This is a genomic window from Variovorax boronicumulans (assembly GCF_029892485.1).
GTDB lineage: Bacteria > Pseudomonadota > Gammaproteobacteria > Burkholderiales > Burkholderiaceae_C > Variovorax > Variovorax boronicumulans_B.
This window is the reverse complement of record NZ_JARXVG010000013.1, coordinates 182,661-202,388: the sequence shown is the minus strand read 5'-3', so window position 1 is coordinate 202,388 and position 19,728 is coordinate 182,661. Positions and strand designations below refer to the sequence as shown.

General features: G+C 67.6%; 16 protein-coding genes. 10 read left to right on the top strand and 6 right to left on the bottom strand.

All coding sequences use genetic code 11. The features are described from left to right. From M2282_RS26130 to M2282_RS26090, 9 genes are all read left to right on the top strand, one after another. Window positions 1-3,585: tandem-95 repeat protein (locus M2282_RS26130; RefSeq protein ID WP_280811688.1), on the top strand; the 3,585-nt coding region annotated here is incomplete at its 5' end. Between the two features lie 74 nt (window positions 3,586-3,659). Then, complete coding sequence (locus M2282_RS26125; RefSeq protein ID WP_280811687.1) at window positions 3,660-4,994, top strand: TolC family outer membrane protein; 1,335 nt, start codon at window positions 3,660-3,662, stop codon at window positions 4,992-4,994. After that, entirely contained in the window at window positions 4,991-7,183 is a 2,193-nt protein-coding gene (locus M2282_RS26120) for a type I secretion system permease/ATPase (RefSeq protein ID WP_280811686.1), read from the top strand. Before M2282_RS26125 ends, M2282_RS26120 begins: the two co-directional genes overlap by 4 nt. Beyond that, window positions 7,180-8,412 carry an HlyD family efflux transporter periplasmic adaptor subunit gene (locus M2282_RS26115; protein ID WP_280811685.1) on the top strand — a complete coding sequence of 411 codons (1,233 nt, stop codon included), beginning with the start codon at window positions 7,180-7,182 and terminating at the stop codon, window positions 8,410-8,412. Before M2282_RS26120 ends, M2282_RS26115 begins: the two co-directional genes overlap by 4 nt. Window positions 8,413-8,467: 55 nt before the next feature. Continuing rightward, window positions 8,468-8,911, top strand: coding sequence for an outer membrane protein assembly factor BamE domain-containing protein (gene bamE, locus M2282_RS26110; protein WP_280811684.1), 444 nt, complete (start codon window positions 8,468-8,470; stop codon window positions 8,909-8,911). Window positions 8,912-8,922: 11 nt separating this feature from the next. Continuing rightward, window positions 8,923-9,384, top strand: a complete 462-nt coding sequence (locus tag M2282_RS26105; RefSeq protein WP_280811683.1) for a hypothetical protein — start codon at window positions 8,923-8,925, stop codon at window positions 9,382-9,384. 62 nt (window positions 9,385-9,446) lie between these two features. After that, the gene (locus M2282_RS26100) at window positions 9,447-9,626 is read left to right on the top strand and encodes a hypothetical protein (RefSeq protein ID WP_280811682.1); all 180 of its coding nucleotides are present in this window, start codon (window positions 9,447-9,449) and stop codon (window positions 9,624-9,626) included. 737 nt (window positions 9,627-10,363) lie between these two features. Further along, window positions 10,364-10,714 (top strand): DUF2958 domain-containing protein, encoded by a 351-nt coding sequence (locus M2282_RS26095; RefSeq protein ID WP_280811693.1) that lies wholly within the window; start codon window positions 10,364-10,366, stop codon window positions 10,712-10,714. A gap of 728 nt (window positions 10,715-11,442) precedes the next feature. After that, window positions 11,443-12,519, top strand: a complete 1,077-nt coding sequence (locus M2282_RS26090) for an ArdC family protein (RefSeq protein WP_280811681.1) — start codon at window positions 11,443-11,445, stop codon at window positions 12,517-12,519. A gap of 340 nt (window positions 12,520-12,859) precedes the next feature. Here M2282_RS26090 and M2282_RS26085 read toward each other — a convergent pair whose 3' ends face one another. From M2282_RS26085 to M2282_RS26060, 6 genes are all read right to left on the bottom strand, one after another. Then, window positions 12,860-13,270, bottom strand: coding sequence for a VOC family protein (locus M2282_RS26085; RefSeq protein WP_280811680.1), 411 nt, complete (start codon window positions 13,268-13,270; stop codon window positions 12,860-12,862). A 102-nt stretch (window positions 13,271-13,372) separates the two neighbouring features. Further along, window positions 13,373-13,963, bottom strand: a complete 591-nt coding sequence (locus tag M2282_RS26080; protein WP_280811679.1) for a Crp/Fnr family transcriptional regulator — start codon at window positions 13,961-13,963, stop codon at window positions 13,373-13,375. A gap of 212 nt (window positions 13,964-14,175) precedes the next feature. After that, window positions 14,176-14,571: an NAD(+)--rifampin ADP-ribosyltransferase gene (arr, locus tag M2282_RS26075; RefSeq protein WP_280811678.1), complete on the bottom strand. Its 396-nt coding sequence runs from the start codon at window positions 14,569-14,571 to the stop codon at window positions 14,176-14,178. Between the two features lie 41 nt (window positions 14,572-14,612). Further along, the gene (locus M2282_RS26070; protein WP_280811677.1) at window positions 14,613-15,194 is read right to left on the bottom strand and encodes a TetR/AcrR family transcriptional regulator; all 582 of its coding nucleotides are present in this window, start codon (window positions 15,192-15,194) and stop codon (window positions 14,613-14,615) included. Window positions 15,195-15,513: 319 nt separating this feature from the next. Then, window positions 15,514-15,774 (bottom strand): hypothetical protein, encoded by a 261-nt coding sequence (locus M2282_RS26065; RefSeq protein ID WP_280811676.1) that lies wholly within the window; start codon window positions 15,772-15,774, stop codon window positions 15,514-15,516. 464 nt (window positions 15,775-16,238) lie between these two features. Beyond that, window positions 16,239-17,891, bottom strand: a complete 1,653-nt coding sequence (locus M2282_RS26060; RefSeq protein ID WP_280811675.1) for a lactonase family protein — start codon at window positions 17,889-17,891, stop codon at window positions 16,239-16,241. A gap of 399 nt (window positions 17,892-18,290) precedes the next feature. Here M2282_RS26060 and M2282_RS26055 point away from each other — a divergent pair, with 399 nt between their 5' ends. Beyond that, entirely contained in the window at window positions 18,291-18,752 is a 462-nt protein-coding gene (locus M2282_RS26055; RefSeq protein ID WP_280811674.1) for a hypothetical protein, read from the top strand. Window positions 18,753-19,728: the final 976 nt, after the last annotated feature.

The following is a 19,728-nucleotide window of genomic DNA, read 5'->3' as shown; positions in this document are numbered from 1 at the left end:
GTGGTCGGCACCGACGCCGATGGCGACGCGCTCACCTACGTCAAGGGCAGCGATCCAGCCCACGGCACGGTGACGGTCAACGCCGACGGCACCTACACCTATGTTCCGGCCCCCAGCTTCAACGGCACCGACACGTTCACCGTGACGGTCAGCGACGGCCATGGCGGCACGACGACGAGCACCGTGACCGTGACCATCGATCCCGTCAACGACGCCCCCGTGTTCGTCGAAGGAAGCGGCGGCGGCACGCCGGTCGACACAGCCACCGGCTACGTCTTCGGCTACGACGAAAACCGCACCGCAGGCACCGTGCTCGGCACGGTCCGCGCCACCGACGTCGACAGCGCAACCATCAGCTACAGCATCCTCTCGGGCAACGACGACGGCTACTTCGCCATCGACCCGGTCACGGGCGAGATCAGCCTCACGGCGGCAGGTGCTGCGGCGTTCGTCAACGACTTCGAAGCAGGGCCCAACGCCCACTCGCTGGTGGTCGGCGCGAGCGACGGCACGATCACGACGAACATCCCCGTCACGCTCAACGAGCAGAACCTCAACGAAGCGCCGACGGCGCCCAACTACAACAAGACCACGGACGAAAACACGCCCGTCAGCGGCAGCGTGGTCGGCAGCGACGTCGACGGCGACACGCTCACCTACGTCAAGGGCAGCAATCCGTCGCACGGCGCGGTGACGGTGAATGCCGACGGCACCTACACCTATGTTCCGGCTCCCAACTTCAATGGCACCGACAGCTTCACCGTGACGGTGAGCGACGGCCACGGCGGCACGACGACGAGCACTGTGACGGTCACGATCGATCCGGTGAACGACGTACCGACGGTGCCCAACTACACAGAGACGACCGACGAAGACACGCCTGTCAGCGGCCAAGTGGTCGGCACCGACGCCGATGGCGACGCGCTCACCTACGTCAAGGGCAGCGATCCAGCCCACGGCACGGTGACGGTCAACGCCGACGGCACCTACACGTACACCCCCGGCGCGAACTTCAACGGCACCGACAGCTTCACCGTGACGGTCAGCGACGGCCATGGCGGCACGACGACGAGCACCGTGACCGTGACCATCGATCCCGTCAACGACGCCCCCGTGTTCGTCGAAGGCGGCGGCGGCGGCACGCCGGTCGACACAGCCACCGGCTACGTCTTCGGCTACGACGAAAACCGCACCGCAGGCACCGTGCTCGGCACGGTCCGCGCCACCGACGTCGACAGCGCGTCCATCAGCTACAGCATCCTCTCGGGCAACGACGACGGCTACTTCGCCATCGACCCGGTCACGGGCGAGATCAGCCTCACGGCGGCAGGCGCTGCGGCGTTCGTCAACGACTTCGAAGCGGGGGCCAACGCCCACTCGCTGGTGGTCGGCGCGAGCGACGGCACGGTCACGACGAACATCCCCGTCACGCTCAACGAGCAGAACCTCAACGACGCGCCGACGGCGCCCAACTACACAGAGACGACCGACGAAGACACGCCTGTCAGCGGACAGGTGGTCGGCACCGACGTCGACGGCGACACGCTCACCTACGTCAAGGGCAGCGATCCAGCCCACGGCACGGTGACGGTCAACGCCGACGGCACCTACACCTATGTTCCCGGCCCGAACTTCAACGGCACCGACAGCTTCACCGTCACGGTGAGCGACGGCCACGGCGGCACGACCATCAGCACGGTGAACGTGGCCGTCAACCCGGTGAACGACGTGCCATCGGTCACGGTGACCCCTCCAGATGCCGTCTCCGAAGGCAGCCTGCCCGGCGGCATTCCCGCTGCGGGAGAGCCGCCGCTGCAATCGACCGGCAAGATCTCCATCGCGGACCCCGACAGCGCGGCCGGCGACCTTTCGGTGTCGCTCAGCGGCCCGACCGGCGTGACCTCCGGCGGCCAGCCGGTGTCGTGGACCTGGGACGCAGGCACGCACACCCTCACGGGCAGCGTCACCGTCGGCGGCGTCACCACCGAGGTGATGACCGTGGCGGTGGGCAATGTCACTGCCGCGGGCACGGGCCTATTCGAGGCGGGCTACACCGTCACGCTGAAGGGGCCGATCGACCACCTGCCGGGCAACGGCGAGGGCGTGTCGAACCTGCACTTCGAGGCGCATGTGACCGACGGCCAGGCGGCTGCCGCGCCGGTGGGCTTCGATGTGCCCGTCAAGGACGACGCGCCAGTGCTCGTGAGCGGCGAACAGGCCGTCGATGTCGCGCCGATCAACACCAACCTGATGGTGGTCCTGGACCTCTCAGGGAGCATGGGCGAGGAGACGCCGACACGGCTCTCCCGTGCGAAGACGGCGGTCCAGAACCTGATCGACGGCTACGACATGTACGGCGAGGTGCGGGTGCAGCTCGTCACCTTCAGCACGACCGGGCAGGCGCAGCAGGCCTGGATGACGGCGGCAGAGGCCAAGGCGCTGGTGCAGAACCTGCAGGCTTCCGGCAACACCAACTACGACGCGGCCCTGGCTGCGGCGATGAACGGCTTCTCGGCCACCGGCAAGCTGGACGGGGCACAGAACGTGTCCTACTTCCTCACAGACGGCGAGCCGACGCGGGGGGACGGCAACACGGGCCAGCTGACGAACAACAGCAGCAACAGCTCGGCCGACTTCGGCATCCAGGCGGCGGAAGAAGCGATCTGGAAGACCTTCCTCACCAACAACCACATCAATTCGTTCGCACTGGGCCTGGGGTCCGACCTCTTGCCCGCAGCGCAGGGCTACATCGACCCCATCGCTTACAACGGCAACACCGGCACGAACACCAACGGCCAGATCATCACCGACACGAGCCAGCTGAACAATGTGCTGCAGGGAACGATCAGCGTGCCGCCCACGGTGAGCAACCTGCTGACGGGAGGCCTCGGCGGCTCGTCGGGCTTCGGCGCCGACGGCGGCCATGTGTCCGAGTTGAGCATCAATGGCACCACCTACGCCTTCGACAGCAGCACGGGCCTGATGACGAAGACCGGCCCCGCGACCAGCAGCGACTACAGCTACGACGCGGCGACGCACCAGGTCACCATTGCCACCGCGCAGGGCGGCAAGCTGGTGGTGGACTTCGACTCGGGCGAGTTCAGCTATCAGGTGGCACCGAGGACCGCTTCGTCGCAAAACTACGACGAGACCCTCAGCTACCAGGTGGTCGACCGCGACGGCGATGCGAGCAACGCGGCCACGCAGACGCTGCACGTCAACTACACGCCCGCAGCTGGTGCGGCGGGGGCGGCAGCACTGTACACCTCGGCCGATTCGCTGGGTCTGGCCGGTGTCGACGATGTGACGGTGTCGCTCGAGCAGCAGCACGATGCGCCGCATTTGCCATTCGGCGACAGCCCGTGGGGAGGCACGCAGCTGTCCGACATGCTGCAGGCCTACAACGCGGCCGAGTCGCTGCATGCGCTGCTGCAGGCCGCGTTCCCGCCGGCCTTTGCGAGCCCGCAGGCGTCGCCCACCGTGCTGGCCCTGGCGTCGTCGGCCGACTCGCTCACGGCCTACGCGCCGCCCGTGGCCCCTTCGCTCGACGACGAGCTTCACATGGGCCTCGCGCTTCACCACTGACCGACCGGGGCGCCGGCGCCGCTTGTGCGGCGTCGACGCCTTGGGGTCCACACGCTGTCCGCACGTACTTACGCATGTCTGCTTCCCGTCTTCTTCCGTCCGCCGCCGCGGGCCTTTTCCTCCTGCTCGCCGCAACGGGGGCGCTTGCGCAAGCGAGCGCCGCCACCCCGCTGGGCATGACCGAAGCGGTGCGCCTGGCCGCGACCTCGCACCCGACCGTGCGCAACGCCGTCGGGCAGGCGCTGCAGGCGGGCGAGGGCATTGCCGCCGCGCGCTCGGGCTACTACCCGCAGGTCAGCGCCGGCCTCAGTGCGCGCACGGGCAACCGGCAGCTGCAGACCGACGGTCGCCGCCAGATGCACCAGGCCTCGCTGTCGGTGACCCAGATGCTGTACGACTTCGGCAAGGTGTCGAGCGCCGTGAATGAGGCCGAGGCCTCGGCCGCGGCCGCGCGCGCCAAGCTGCTCGTGGCGGTCGACGACGTGGTGCGCGAGACCGCGCAGGCATGGATCGAAGTGCATCGCCAGCAGGCGCTCGGCGAGATCGCGCAGGCCCAGGTGAAGGGCGTGCAGTCGCTGGCCGGCCTGGTGGGCGAGCGCCAGGCCAAGGGCGCGACCAGCCAGTCCGACGTGGCGCAGGCGCAATCGCGCCTGGAGGCCGCGCGTGCCCAGCAACTCAACACCGCGTCGCAGGCCGAGCGCTGGCGCCTCAGCCTCATGCACCTGACCCAGGGCCGCATGCCGGTCGACATTGCCGGCGAAACGCCTGCGCCGCTCGCGAGCGCCTGCGCCGCGCAGCCGCAGACGGCTCTGCCGGCACCGACCGTGCAGATGGCGCAGGCCGAGCACGACATGGCAAAGGCCGCGCTGCGCGGTGCCGATGCCCAGTTGCTGCCCACGCTGTCGCTCAACGCCGGCGTCAACCGGGGACTCGAATCGGGCGCGCGCCTCGCCGGCCAGTCCGCCAACGAAAGCACGCTCACCGTCAACTTCTCCGCGCCTCTGTACGAAGGCGGGCGCAGCCAGGCCCGCCAGCGCGCCGCGGTGCACGCCGTCGAAGCGGCAGAGGCCGCGCTGGGCTATGCACAGCTGAGCGTGCGGCAGCGGCTCGAAGACGCGCGCGTGCAATCGCAAGGCCACGCGCTGCGCCTGCCCGTGCTCGCTGCGCGCGTGCACAGCACGCAGCGCACGCGCGATCTGTACCGCGAGCAATACCTGCAGTTGGGCACGCGCTCGCTGCTCGATCTGCTCAACGCCGAGCAGGAGTTCCACGGCGCGCGCTTCGAACAGGCCGAGAGCACGCACGAAGTGCAGCGGCTCGCAGTCGAGTGCCTGTATCAGGCGGGCCGCCTGCGCGAGGCCTTCGGGCTGGTCGATGCGCGCGACCTCGTGGCCGGAGGCCAGCCATGACCGCCACCACGATGCCCGAGCTTTCTGCCGCGCGGGGCCCCGAGCTGCTCGCCGGCTGGGTCGAGGCCCTGCTGGCCGTGGCCGCCCACTACCATCTGGACACCTCGCGCGAGCGCATCCGTGGTACCGCCGCGTGGAGCGACCGCGAAGACATCCGCGAGCGCGTGCGCCAGATGGCCCGTCAGGCCGGGCTCACCGTGCGCCAGGTGGCGCCACGCCTGGACACCCTGAGCCCCTGGCGCCTGCCTGTGGTGCTGCAGCTGCGCGACGGGCAGGTGGCCGTGGTCACCGCCATTTCGGCGCAAGGCCTGCGGCTGCTGCTCGGCGGCGATCAGGGCGCAGAAACCGTCTGCACGGTCGACGAGCTGCAGCCCGCGCTCGAAGGCATGGCCGTGCTGCGGCCCGCGCAGTCCGCACCCGACTCGCGCGTGGACGCCTACATCCGCCCCGTCGAGCCGCACTGGTTGCGCCAGATCGTGCTGGCCGACTGGCGGCCCTACGCCCACATCCTCGTCGCGTCACTCGCCTACAACCTGATGGCGCTGGCCGGCACGCTGTTTTCGATGCAGGTGTACGACCGCGTGGTGCCCGCGCAGTCGCTGCCCACGCTGCATGTGCTGTTCGGCGGCGTGCTGCTGTCCATTGCGTTCAGCTGGGTCATGCGCGGCGCGCGCATGCGCATCACCGACGTGGTGGGCAAGCGGGCCGACCTGCGCATTTCAGACCGCGTGTTCGGCCACGCGCTGCGCGTGCGCGGCTCGGCGCGCCCGCGCGCCACCGGCACCTTCATCTCGCAGCTGCGCGAGCTGGAGCCCGTGCGCGAAATGCTCACGTCGACCACCGTGGCGGCCGTGGCCGACCTGCCGTTCTTCTTCGTGTTCTGCGTGCTCTTCTGGTTCATTGCCGACTGGCTCGTGCTCGTGCCGCTGGCCGCGTGCGTGCTGCTGCTCGTGCCCAGTCTGCTGGCGCAGCCGCGCCTGCGCGCGCTGGCCCAGGCGGGCATGCGCGAATCGTCGCTGCGCAACGCCATGCTGGTGGAGGCCGTGCAGGGCATCGACGACATCAAGGTGCTGCAGGCCGAGCCGCGCTTCCAGAACCAGTGGAACCACTACAACGCCGTCAACGCCGACTCGGGCCTGCAACTGCGCGCGCTGCTCAACACCCTGAGCAACTGGACGCAGACCGTGCAGGGCGGCGCCTTTGCCTTTGTCGTGTTCTTCGGTGCGCCGCTGGTGATGGACGGCCACATGAGCACCGGCGTGCTCGTGGCCGCATCGATCCTGTCGACCCGGATGCTCGCGCCGCTGGCCGGCGTGACGCAGGTGCTCAACCGCTGGCAGCAGGCCAAGGTGGCCGGCGAATCGCTCGACCAGCTCATGAAGCTCCCGGTCGATCATCCGCCCCAGGAGACGCGCGTGCACCGGCCCGCCGTGCAGGGCGACTACACGCTGCGTGACGCCGTCTTCAGCCACGACGGCCAGACCACCGCGCTGCACGTGAAGGCGCTGCACATCGGCCCTGGCGAGCGCATTGCCGTGCTCGGGTGCAACGGTGCGGGCAAGTCGACGCTGCTGCAGGCGCTGTCGGGTCTCATCGAACCGCGCGCGGGCAGTGTGGTGCTCGACGGCGTGTCGATGGCCCACATCGACCCGGCCGACGTGCGCCGCGACGTCGGGTTGCTCGCGCAAGACGCGCGCCTGTTCCACGGCACCCTGCGCGAGAACCTGCTGATGGGCACGCCCCATGCCACCGATGCCGAACTGATCGGCGCGCTGCAGGCCACCGGCGCCTGGGCGTTCGTGCACCGTCTGCCCACGGGGCTGGACCATCCGCTGCTGGAAGGCGGGCGCGGCCTTTCGGGCGGACAGCGCCAGAGCCTGCTGCTCGCGCGGCTCATGCTCCGCCGCCCCAGCGTGCTGCTGCTCGACGAGCCCACCGCCTCGCTCGACGAAGTGGCCGAGCGCGAAGTGATCGCACAACTGCGCGCGCTGTCCGCAGGCCGCACACTGGTGCTGGCCACGCACCGCCCGGCGGTGCTCGATGCGGTGGACCGTGTCCTCGTGGTGGACGGCGGCGCCGTCGTGCTCGACGGGCCGCGCGACCAGGTGATGGCGCGGCTGCGCCAGGGCGCGGCGGCAGCGCGCGGGACAGCGGCCCCCGCGGGCCGTGGCAAGGAGGCACAGGCATGAACGCCGTGACATCGACCAAGGCACCGGTGCCCGCGCAGGTATCCACCGCCACCGTGTGGGGCCCCGGCGGCGCCGACGACTTCGACGAGGCGCGCGCCAGTGGCTCCGCGCGCGTCGTGTGGTTCATCGCGCTCTTTCTGCTCGCGTTCTTCGTGTGGGCCTGGTGCTTCGAGATCGACGAAGTGTCCAGCGGCATGGGCAAGGTGATTCCCAGCTCGCGCGAGCAGCGCATCCAGTCGCTCGAAGGCGGCATCCTTGCCGAGCTGCGCGTGCACGAAGGCCAGATCGTCGAGAAGGGCCAGGTGCTCGCGCAGCTCGACCCGACCCGCGGCGAATCGAGCGTGGAAGAAACCGCCGCCCGCTACCGCGCCGCACTGGCCAGCAGTGTGCGCCTGCGCGCCGAGGTGGAAGGGCGCAGCACCCTTCAGTTCCCCGCCGAGCTGAAGGCGCACGCGCAACTGGTCGACTCCGAAAGCGCGCTCTTCCGCTCGCGGCAGGGCAGCATGCGCGACACCGTTTCAGGCCTGGGCCAGGCGCTTGCGCTCGTGCGCAAGGAGCTCGACATCACCCGCTCGCTGCAGGTGAGTGGCGCAGCCAGCAACGTCGAGCTCATCCGCCTGCAACGCCAGGCCGCCGACCTGGAGCTGAAGATCTCCGAGGCGCGATCGAACTACATGGTGCGCAGCCGCGAAGAACTCGCCAAGGCCGATGCCGAGGTGAAGTCCTTGTCTTCGGTGGTGCGCGGGCGTGCGGACTCGCTCGAGCGGCTCACCTTGAACTCGCCCGTGCGCGGCATCGTCAAGAGCTTGCAGGTCACCACCATCGGCGGTGTCGTGCCGCCCAACGGCTCGCTCCTGACCCTGGTGCCGCTGGACGACCAGCTGCTGATCGAGGCGCGTATCTCGCCTCGCGACATCGCCTTCATGCGGCCCGATCAGGAGGCGCAGATCAAGATCACCGCCTATGACTACGCCGTGTACGGCGGCCTCAAGGGGCGCGTGGTGACCATCGCACCGGACACCCAGCGCGACGAGGTCAAGCCCGAGATCGTGTACTACCCCGTGCTCGTGCGCACCGACTCCGACGCACTCACCGACAAGGCCGGCCGCCGCATGCCCATCGTGCCCGGCATGGTGACCACCGCCGACATCCGCACCGGTCGCAAGACCGTGTGGGACTACCTGACCAAGCCGCTGAACAAGGCGCGCGAAGCCATGCGCGAGCGCTGACGCGCGCGTGCTCATCTCTCCCAAGAAACCCATCTGACCCAAGAGGACGCTAGCCATGAAAAAGACCCCGAACGCATCACCCACCGTTGCCGCCTTCGTGCTCGCCGCCGCGTTGCTCGGCGCCGCCACCCATGTGGCGGCCCGCGACAACCCCGTGGACCCCGTGAGCAACCCCGACAAGCTGGACTATCGCGACGTCGAGGCGCGCCGGCCTGACTTCAAGGAGCCCTTTCTGCGCGACGGCATCGTGTCGCGGCCCGAGCGCTTTGGCGAGATCAAGCCCGGGGTCAATCAGGCCCAGGTGCTCGCCGTGCTCGGGCAGGCGCTGAGGCAACAGCGCGGCGCGCTCGGCACTGAGTGGGACTACCAGTTCAAGTTCCAGATGCCGCAATCGGCCAACTACCTCGTATGCCAGTACAAGGTCGTGTTCGACGACAGCCAAACCGTGCGCAGCGCCGTGTGGCGCCGTCGGCAATGCCTGGATCTGGTCCCGCACTGAACTGCCAGGCGGTGATCGAGCCGTCGAATCTTCGACTGCGTCAACAGTGGCCGCAGCTTGTGCCGTCCGATAAAAAACCTGTCGTGCGTCCCTACGAGGCCTTCGTGTACGGCAACTCTGCGGATGAGCCGGACAGGTTGGCCGAGCGTTGCTTGGAGGTGATCGAGAGCACGCTCAAGAGCGTCGAACGCGTCGCAGCCTGCTTGCGCGCCGCCGAACTGGAACATGGCATCGGAATCGCGGCCATGACGCGCGCAGAAATCGCCGACGCTGCCGAATGGCACCGCGCCAAGCTGCAAGGTCTGCTGGCTGTGAAGCTGCGATCCACCGGTTGTGGTGACCTTCAAGTGGTGGAAGACCTTCATCTGGTCGTGCGGCTCACGTCCAGACTCACCGCCGCACCAATGCGCGCCGTGCCCGCCTTCTTGCCAGGTGACTTGGTTCACCCGATGCCAGATGATCGAACTGGCTGACATGGCACGTTGCATCTGTGCGCTGCCGCTGATTGTTCGCATGCTTTCCCGGGAGATGCACCGTGATCCGTCGCACCAAGCGCTTTCGAAGAAACTTTCACCGACTGAGCAACATCGCGCTGTGGTTGTACGCCGGCCTCCTCGTCGCCCTCGCGATTGAGGGGCTTCTTGGCTGGGCAACGCAGCCAGTGGGCAAAGCCGAGAGCGCCATCAAGGCCATCAGCAACCCTCCTGCTTGGTAGAAAACTGATGCCGTGCGACACCGCCCGACAGGCGGTTGCCGAGTTCGCGCCAAGCTCGATCAGCGACATGGACGTGTTGAACTCCGCGGATCTGCGACTCCGCCGTTCTGCAGATGAACCCTCATGAGCAGGTAAGGGTACCTTGGCAGGTTCCATGAACGCAGGCCGGGCACGCCCAACTCTGACTCAAGACGCCTCGAGCCCGCATCGGGATTTTGCTTGATGGGTTCGTAGGCCCTCTGCAGTTCATCCAAGAAGCCCTTGTCGGCGCTGCGTGCCTGCATGGTGAGCGCGTTGTACTCAATTGCGGCTGGTGATCTGCGCACCGGCACGAGGGCGAACAAGGAATCGCCGATGCCCTTCGCGCTCAAATCGCTTTCTTCCTCACAGCCTTCGCGGGTGCAGCCTCGGTCTTGCGCTCAGCGGAAACCTTCGTCGCGAATATGCCTGCTGCCTCCACGTGGGCGATCTCAGCCCGCAATCCATCGAAGTGTGCCGGCGTCCACTCGACGGCGGAGAGGAAAGGGCGCGGGAAAGCGGGGAAGGCCTGTGGTTGGGCTGACTTGCTGCGACCTGGAGCGTGGCACACCGTTCTCACCGTCAAGGTCTGCGCGCGCCTCTTTGGCGCGCTGGCGGCCTGCGGCCGTCTTCGAACCCTGACTGCTGCGCTGCGGCGTGCCGGGGACGGTCCCGGGCAATCCCGCCCGCAACCGTTCAAGGAGAACGACATGGCTGCTATGAGCTTTCCCTTCATCACCGATGCGCAGTTCGAACTGCTGCTGGCCAACGGCGCGCAGTCCCGGAGGCAGGCGGATTTCGATCCGGTTCCCGTGGTCAAGCTGTTCACGCCCGACGCCGGCGCGACCTGGCTGCTGAGCGAGATCGATCCCGAAGATCACGGCATCGCCTTCGGGCTCTGCGATCCCGGACTCGGGTTTCCCGAGCTGGGATGCGTGAGCCTCGCCGAACTGGCCGAGGTGCGCGGCATGCTGGGCCTGCCGATTGCACAGGATTCGCACTTCCGGACGGGCAAGCGCCTGAGCGCCTTCGCGAAGGAGGCGCGCATGGCGGGACGCATCCAGGCCTGAGGTCACGGCCGCCGGCTTGGCCGGCGGCCTTCTTTCTGTTTCTTCCTGTCGCCGTCCTTCCCGTTCTTCTCTCTCTATCCCTCTGGCTGCCTCTTCGCTTTGCCTCGGTCCAGCCGTGCGCACACGCGGGGCGAGCTTCGAGGCTGTTGTCGACTCTGATTTCGAACAGTGGCCTCGACGGCCGGATCGGTCCAACCTTCACAGGTTCACGGCCGTCGCGCCGCTTCGGGCGCGTTGCCCCTGCGAGATCCACGCGCGGCGCGTGAACACCATGTGCCTGGATCGCAGCGCGCTCTGCGGTGGGTGAAGACCGCTGACGGCGGGAAACGACGGGTGTATCTCGTGGCCGTGCGTGCACGGCGGTCACCGGTCAGGCCGTCCGCCTGGGCGTCCGGCGACTTCTGACTTTGCGATGGCGACGCATGCTTCGCAGGCACTCGATGGCGTGCCGCCTTCGGCGGGCGGCGCGGGCGATGCGTGCAGGTGCCTGCGGCCTGTGTGCGTTGCCTCTGCGTTCGAAGCCGCCTCTTGGCCGACGCATAGCGCGCTCGTGCCGCTGTCCAGGGCTGCGGGCTTTGCCACCGTCCTCACCCGGTCCTCGCGGTGCTCGGCTGCGGCTTGCGGGCGGTCCCTGGACATCGGCCCTTGTCGCGCGCGCTTCATGCGTCGAGGCGGCTCCGAAAGCAGATGTTCAACCACCGCGGCACATGCCGCAGAAAGGCCCAGCCATGCACGCCAATTCGACTTCCAGCCCGCGCGATGCGGGCAGCCCGCACAACCCCGGCCATCCGACCGCCACGGGCGTTCCCCCCGTACCCCCCGAGGACTCACCCAAAGCAGGTGGGAGCCTGGGCGAATCCGCAGGCACCGCTGCGCGGGGGCGGGACCGCATGGATGTGCGGCAGGTCGTGACGGACCGGATCATCGCGATGCTGGAGAAGGGTGGTTCGGTGTTCCGCGAACGCTGGGCGCGGGCGGCGGCGCGCGGGGTGCCGCGCAACGGCAAGACCGGCGCGCCGTACCGCGGTGCGAACGTGCTGCTGCTCTGGGAGGCGGCGATCGAGGCGGGCTATGCGTCCAACGTCTGGCTGACCTACCGACAGGCGCAGAGCCTCGGTGCCCAGGTGCGCAAGGGCGAGCGCGGTGTGCTGTGCGCACACTTCGAGCGCAAGGCGCGCGAGCGTCGCGGCGATGCCGACGACGTCCTCTCGCAAGGCGGGACGGACGAGGAGGCAATGGCTGCGGACGCCGGTGCGCGCGCGGGCGTGCTGCTGTGCCTGCCGTTCTGGCTGTTCAACGCGGCGCAGATCGACGGGCTGCCGCTCGACGTGGTGGACCTCGGTGTGGTGGCGCCAGCGGAGAACTTGCGGGTGCCGGTGGAACGGGCGATGCGGCTGCTGGGCGGCTGCAATGCGACGATCCGCCACGGCTTCGACCGGGCGGCGTACCTGCCGGCGCTCGACGAGATCCGGCTGCCGTGGCCGCGGGAGTTCACGAGTCCCGAGGCGCAGTGCGCGACGGCGCTGCACGAGCTGGTGCACTGGACCGGGCATCCCGACCGGTTGAACCGGCGCTTCGGACAACGCTTCGGCGATGCGGCCTATGCGTTCGAGGAACTGGTGGCCGAACTGGGCAGTGCGTTCGTGATGGGGCACTGCGGGCTGGTCGATGCCATGGTCGAGGGGCATGCGGCCTACATCGACGCCTGGCTGCAGGTGCTACGCGGCGATCGCACGGCGATCTTCACGGCGGCGCGTCTTGCGGAGGAGGCCTGCGCGTTCATCGTGGCGCGGGAGATGCCGTAGATCGATCAAGTTGCCACCAGCATGCCTCCGGCCTAGCCTGGGGCACCACGGCGAGCAGCTGTGCCATGACCCGGGCTTCTCCAAGGCCTGAGCGGCGGCTGTCGCAAGCGCAGCAACGGCGCCGGCAGGCCCGGGAACCGCCTGCCGTTGCGCAAGGCGCCCGGCTTGCGCTGCATCCGTTCGATGTGGTGCTGCCCGTCGTGGCTGGTACGTCCGCTGTCCGTCAGCCCGGCTGCCGGGCATGGCCGGCACGACGGCGTCCCCGGCCCTTCGCCGGCCTGCGATTGCCCGTGAGTCTTCGCCGCGCGCTCGTCCGAAGGACGGGCCCGTCAGGCGCAGCTCATTGCGACGAAGGAATCGCCGCCGGATCCATCCACAGGGCTTCCCAGACATGGCCGTCAGGATCGGCGAGGTTGCGGTTGTACATGAACCCCAGATCCTGCTTGGGATTGATGTCGGCCGTGCCACCCCATGTTGCCGCGGCGTCGTTCATCATGTCTACCGCGTGTTTGCTGTCGCAATTGATCGCCAGCATCACCTCGCTCGAGCCAGGGGCGGGAAGCGGGCGGCTGGTGAAGCTGCGCCACTTCGCATGGGTGAGCAGCATCACGCTGATGCTTTCGCTCCAGACCATGCATGCGGCGGTGTCGTCGCTGAACTGGGGATTGTGGGTGAAGCCCAGCGCCTCGTAGAAGGCTCTGGATCGCGGCAGATCGGCCACTGGCAGGTTCACAAAAATCGATCGGGTCATGAGGTTCTCCGTAGGTTGGGGCAAGGCCCTTGCGCTTGCCCGGCTCAACCATACGGATCGGCCATCGATCAAGCATTGATGTTTGATAGGACGGCTTCTGGCCTACCCGGCCCCCAGCGCAATGGCCTTGCGCAGACGGCTCAGGCTCTCGGGGGTGATGCCTAGCCATGCGGCGATATGGTGCTGCTTCAGGCGCCTGTGCAGATCCGGTTCCCTGCGGATGAAGTCGCGATAGCGGTGCATCGCGGCGTCGTGGCGGAAGGCAATCTCGCCCGGTTCCTTTTCGATGATCCAGTGACGCTCCAGGTACCCGATGTAAAAGGCTGCGACGTCGGGGAACTTGCTCACGAGCGCCTTGAACGCAGCAAACTCGTATTCCAGAACAGTGCTGTCCTCGATCGCCGTGATCGTGAAGAGGCTGGACTGGCTCAGCAAGGTCGCGCTGACGGACGCGGCAATGCGGCACTCCGGAAAGAAGTACTTGATGACCATGTCGCCGTCCGGGCCGACATGGTGTTGCGCAAACAGGCCCTTCACGACGAACGCAAATGTGGTCGGTACATCGCCTGCGACGATGAACGACTCTTCCTTGCGGTACTGCCGCGGCCGCAGGAGCGATGCCCAAGCATGCTCTGCCTCTTCGGAGAGGTCCGCGTAGGTGCGAACTTTCTTGAAAAAGATATCGGCGCTCATTGATCCACCTTTTGAAGACGTGTCTGGCGTCGGACTCGCGCCGGAAAAGCTGCCTAGTGATGAACGCCACCGGCTGCCACCCTGTCGTGTCCCATGGCGCCACGCAACATGCCGATCGATGGGCATGCCAGTCACCGTAGTCGACCCCGCGGACGGGGCGGGGCAGGCCCAGACCGCCCGCGTTGAAGCGGATGCCGCATGCGGACAGGCATCTAGTTGATGATCTCGCCCATGCCCTCCTGGACGCGGCGCCTGAGTTCCCGAACAAACTCGGCATCGAACGGCTCCCAGCACGGGAGCTCACCGGTGACCTTCAAGGGGTGCCGGCTTCTGTACGAGCGTGTCGGGTTTCCAGGGAATTTCTTGTCTGTCACGTTGGGATCGTTCTCGAAGTCTCCCGTCGGCTCGACGACGTAGACCCGCGGCTTGCCGGCACCTTTGGCGATCTCGGCGGCCAGGCCGGCTCCCTTGCTCAGGGCCGTGAAGTAGATGTGGTTCATCACCAGGCCGTCCTTGTAGTTGGACGTGAATCCCGCGGTTAGCAGGTCGCCCACGCGCAGATCCGCCTTGGTGCCGTGAAAGAAGGGGCCGGAATCCAGGACTGTCATAGAAATTGGAGAGGGTCGCTAGGGGTCGAAGGGGAGAGTGATCAGGTTTTCGTGGCGCCGCTGCGCGGCTGGGCGCCGGTCCGGCTGAACAGACCATCGATGTAGATGTCCAAGTGCCGGTGAGCGATCGCGCGTTCCTGGCTGGCAGAAAGGCCGATGGCGAGCGGCCTGGCGAAGCGGATCGTGGCGAAGACGATGTCTCTCTCCGAGACATCGCCGACCAGCTTCTCGTCTTTCACAGCGCGTGCGAGGAGCGTTTTCAGGAGTGCCGCAGCCCGGGCGCGGAGGTCGGGCCAATCGCGCTTTTCGAGAAGCGGATGAATCATGTTGACGACCCCGATCCCGTTGTCCAGCGCCGCGTGCATGTATTGACGCAGCGCGTCCGCCCGGCTGGACCCGCTCTGGACAATGGTCTCGCCGGCGCCGATGGTGTTTTCCAGCGCATGGCGGGCCACGGCGTGAAGAAGCGCCTGCCGATCCGGAAAATGCCGGTAGAGCGTTCCGATGCCCACGCCGGCGCGCTCTGCAATGGCATCGCGCGAAGGCTCGCCGCCCGCTTGAAGGACGAGTTCGACCGCGACGTCCAGGAGACGCTGGCGATTCCTTTGTGCATCGGCACGCATGGTGTTCTCGGTTTCTTTCGTGGGCGAGGAACATCAGGGGCACCGCTTCGATGATCCATCTCCACGAACGTGGACTGTCGGTCGAGCATGTGGAACGAACCCCGGATCTCCGCTTGCTTGTTGAATTCATCAGCAGGTCGGGCCGAGTGGATGGGTTTGGCATTCCGTGGAAGCCCGACGCGCAATGTCGCTCGACAAGCTCACTGCGCGGTCCCGCCCGACGGCCAGCAAGGAGGCTGTCCCAGGTTTGAGCTCGTCATGAGATGATAAGAAGCGGAGTATATTCCTCCGATTGATGACGTCAACCGTCATGAAAAACTCAAATGCAGACCGAGCGTACGAATGGCGCGAGGTGGAAGTCCAGGTGGTTGGGCCCGGGGTGCTTCAGCTCGGCGGTCAAGGCCGCAAGGTACGCCGCCTTGTTCGTCAATGGCCGGTCGACCAGGATCCTGGCACGGCGGCACAGCTCGGTGTGCACCAGCATCATGGCGCGGCCATTGCCATCGGGTCGTGCGCCTCTGACGTTCGGCACGCCGAACATCGCAGCCGCATGTGCCTTCACCGCCGAATCGCGCGCCATGGTTGTTTCAGGAATGGGACCGGATCATCCCCGGGGGCTTCAAGCCGTGGGGGCAGTTCGTTGGCGAGGGCAGGCCGCCCCGCAGTACGGATGTTCCGATGACGCACCGCTGCAGAGCAGCCGCCACGGGTACGCGCCGTGGTGCGTCGTGTGCCGGCTCTACTGAATGGCGGTGGCAGGCGGTTCGTGCCGTTGCTGCGGGCGTGACCAGCTCGATGCACCTCGGCAACTGTTCCTTGCCATTAATGGCCGAAACAGGCTCGCGCTCGCCCGTGCATCCGTCCGACTGAGGCAGCGCCTTGAAGTCTGGGACGCGGTCTAGAAAACAGTTCGTGTGCGCGATGCACCAGCATTAAAGACCGGAACTGACCAGCCTTGGACGAGAGAGCGCGCTGAGGGGAAGTCGCTTGGAGGGTCATTCCCGTCAAGCGCGATCCTTTCCCTGTACAGGCTGCGGGCGCCCTCTATTTGGCGAGCACGAGGAATTGCGGCCCGCCGCCCGTGGACGGGAGGCTGACTCCTGTACCGAGCGAGCCGGTCGTCCTGTCGATCGTGAAGAGGGTGATCGTGTTGCTGAACTGGTTGGCCGTGTAGGCGAAGCGGCCCGTGCGGTCCACGGTCACGGAGTTGGGCACGCTACCCGCAGCGAAAGGCTGGCCCGGCACCGCCGTGAGCGCGCCCGTGCGCGGATCGATGCTGTACGCCGAGACGTTGTTGGAGTTTCTGTTTGCCGCGTACAGGAAGCGGCCGCTTGGATCGATGGCCATGCCAAAGGGCGTGTCGCCAGCGGGGACCGAGCCGATCGGGGTCAGCGCGCCAGTGGTCGCGTCGATCGAGTAGGCGAGCAACGTGCCGGGGTTGTTGCCGACGTTGGCATAGGCGAAACGGCCCGTGGGCTCGATGGCAATGTCGGTGAGTCCGCTGTTGGAGGGCAGCACGACCGACGCGGGCGGAGAGATCGGCTCGCCTGTGGCCGGGTCCAGGCGGAACGTAGCCAAGGAGGTGCCGTTGATCACCACGAACGCGAAGCGGCCTTGGGGGTCCAGGCCGATCTTGCGGCTGGTGCCACCGGCGACGGCTGTGCCGCCGGTGAGGTCGCCGGTGTTGGCATCGACGTCCAGCCGGTGCAGCATCCCGTCCCCGATCACGTAGGCGTGCTGGCCGTTGGGCGCGATGCCGGTGAAATAAGGGGTCGCTCCGACACCGGCGGTGATGTCGCGCTTCTGTGTCAGTGTGCCCGTGGGAACGGTGGTGGTGTCGATGGTGTACTGGATGACGCCCCTGGTGGTGCCCGAGATGTTGCTGGCGTAGATGTACGGTTTCGAAGGGTGCGTGGTCACATGCTGCGGCGTCCCGTCCGTGGGGAAGCTTCCGACATTCGTGAGGCTGCCATCGGAGCCAACGGTGTACATCGACACAGTTCTCGTCCCCTCGTCGGCGGTGAAGGCGAATCGATCGGCACCGGGCGTCGTGCAGGCGATCGTCACCGCGGCAATGGGCGCTGTGGTCACCGTGCCGAAGGCCTGCTTCGCGATGCACACCTGCAATGCAGTGGGCTGCGTCTTCACCGTCACGCCGTAGTCGGCGCCGACCGCCACCGGCGTCGCGAAGTCGAAGGTGCCGTCGGCGCTCACGGCGAGATCGTCACCCGCGTTGTTCTGCAGCACCAGGCCGCCGGCCGCATCGAGGCCCGTGACCGCAACGCTCACCTTCTGGCCGGTGGTGGCGCAGATCACCGCCACGTTGGCGACGTCGGCATCGCTGATGGTGCCGGACGCGTTGTTCACCGTGCAGGTCTGCGAAGGCGTCGAGGGCTGCTGCTTGACGCTCACCGCGTAGCTCGTGCCCTTGGCGAGTTTCTCGCTGAAGACAAAGGCGCCGTCGGCGGCCACGGCCACGTCGGCCGAGCCGGCCAGTTGCAGCACGAGCCCGCTGCCGAGCAGGCCGCTGACGCTGCCGCCCACCGTGTACTTTGCGTCGGCCGCGGGCGGCGGATTGTTGCCGCCGGGAGGCAAGGGAAAGAAGGAGAAGCCACCCCCACCGCCGCCGCCGCACGAAGCGAGCGCGAGCGGCAGCAGGACGAACAGGGCAAGACGAAGACGGGAAACGAGCGGCATCGCGGGCATTTTTCTTACCTCCGGCAACAAACGGGCGGGGGCGATGTTAGCGGTACGCCGTTCCCTTTGCACTCCCGCCGGTCGGCGGGCCTACCGCGTGTTGTTCAGATGCCGATGCACACTCGGCCAGGCGGACAACGACGCCTTCCCCCCAGACCGCCGCCTCGAGTCTGGTACTGATGCAGCGTCCGATCTCCCAATCCAGGGCCATCAGTTCGGTGTTGAACCGCCAGCGATCCGCTTGCCGAAAAAGCGGCAGCGGGAACGCGGCCCGTCGCTGCAACACTTCGATCTCCGGCCATGCTGCCGCGCTCGTGATCGCGATCGCGATCCGATCCTCCGGCGTCCTTTCGGCGGGGGGCGAGTTCGCTTTGTGGCGCGACGCGTGGAGAATGCGACATGACTTCCCCAATCTTTGCTCCTCTTGCCCCGGACCCTCTCGCCGTTCTGCGCGCGGTGGCCCGCATGGATCTGTCTCTCGGCATCGCCATCAGCCAAAGCCTGGGCCGACCCGTTGCCGAGGATCTGGCGGAACTGCGCGCGCGGGGCTACGTCCGGGAAGTTTCCAGCCCCCGGCACGACGGGACGCCGGGGCACCTGCACACGATCACGGTGCAAGGGCGCGAGGCGCTGCAAAGGCAGGACGAGCAGAGCCCGTCCGCGCCCGTGCCAACCCTCGGACCCAGGCCTCCACTGCGCCGCGAAACCTACACCGGCAGCGAGTTGCGCCCCTTCACCGGACGCGCGGGATCGATGGATGCGCTGAAGTACCCGAGCCGAGTCGGCAGCCAGTTGCGCTATCCCGGCGACGATGGCAGCGAACCTGCCCGCGAGGACGTACAGCCACCGCGCAAGACCTGAGCCCATCCGAGCGCTCCGTTGGAGCCGCGGCTGCATCGGACTGATGGCCGGCAGAGGCCTGAGCGGGATGGCCAGTCACGCTCGGCGGGGCGTCGAGGGCAAGGGCAGGGCAAGCGCAAGGGTCTGCTGACTTCCATCCAGGTGGGCCAGGCTTTTGCGCCGGGCAGCGGCTGAAGCATCGGGCCGCAACTGCGGCCGATCCAGCAGCACCTGAACCATTCCACGCGGTCGCGGCAGCCTGCCGCGCGCGGCGCAGACGTCCGCATCGCGGACCGGGCGGCGCTGTTGTCGCAGGCGATCGCCAAGGCCTCGCTTTCCAGGCCTCTGAAGATCTGGAAGGGGCAGGGCGGGTGAAGGCGCCAGAGGCGGGGCAGTTCGTGTTCTTCGGCCTGCAGCGCGGAAGCCTGGCCCACATGCTGACCGGCTTCCGCTCAGGTGATCTGCCCGGTGTGCCCTGCCAAGGCATTGAGGAAGGAAAGCTCGAAGTCCTGGCGGCCGGTCTGGGCAGGTCTTCTTGTCAATGGCCGAAAGGGCGCTGCGGCGGCGGGACATCGCGGTTCCGGCTCCGGCTGTGGCCGCTGCGGCGGGTGCGCCGTGGCTGCGCCTGCGTGCGGACCTGATGGCTGTCCTGCTGGCGCAGTGCATCCGCCTGCGCCTGTTTCTGCAACTTCCCGATCCGGTTTCGGGGTTGGGCGCAGGCCGGCGCGATGGGGAGCCAAGCCCGCGGTCTGGCTGCCCGCCACCATCGTCCGGGGTGGCCGTGGCTGGAGGCCGGGACGGGCAGGGCATGCAGGGGGCTGGCTGGCCGGCGGCATGGCTGCATGGACCGGTCGGGCGCCCCACCGGCGTGGCCGGTGTCGGGCTGCTCCAGGTTCGCGCCTTCGCGCTCATCCCCTGCGGGGACGGCCTGCGGCCACCTTGCGCATCCCTGGCGCAGGCGCTGCGCTCCTTTCCCGGACTTCCGCTGATCAGACCT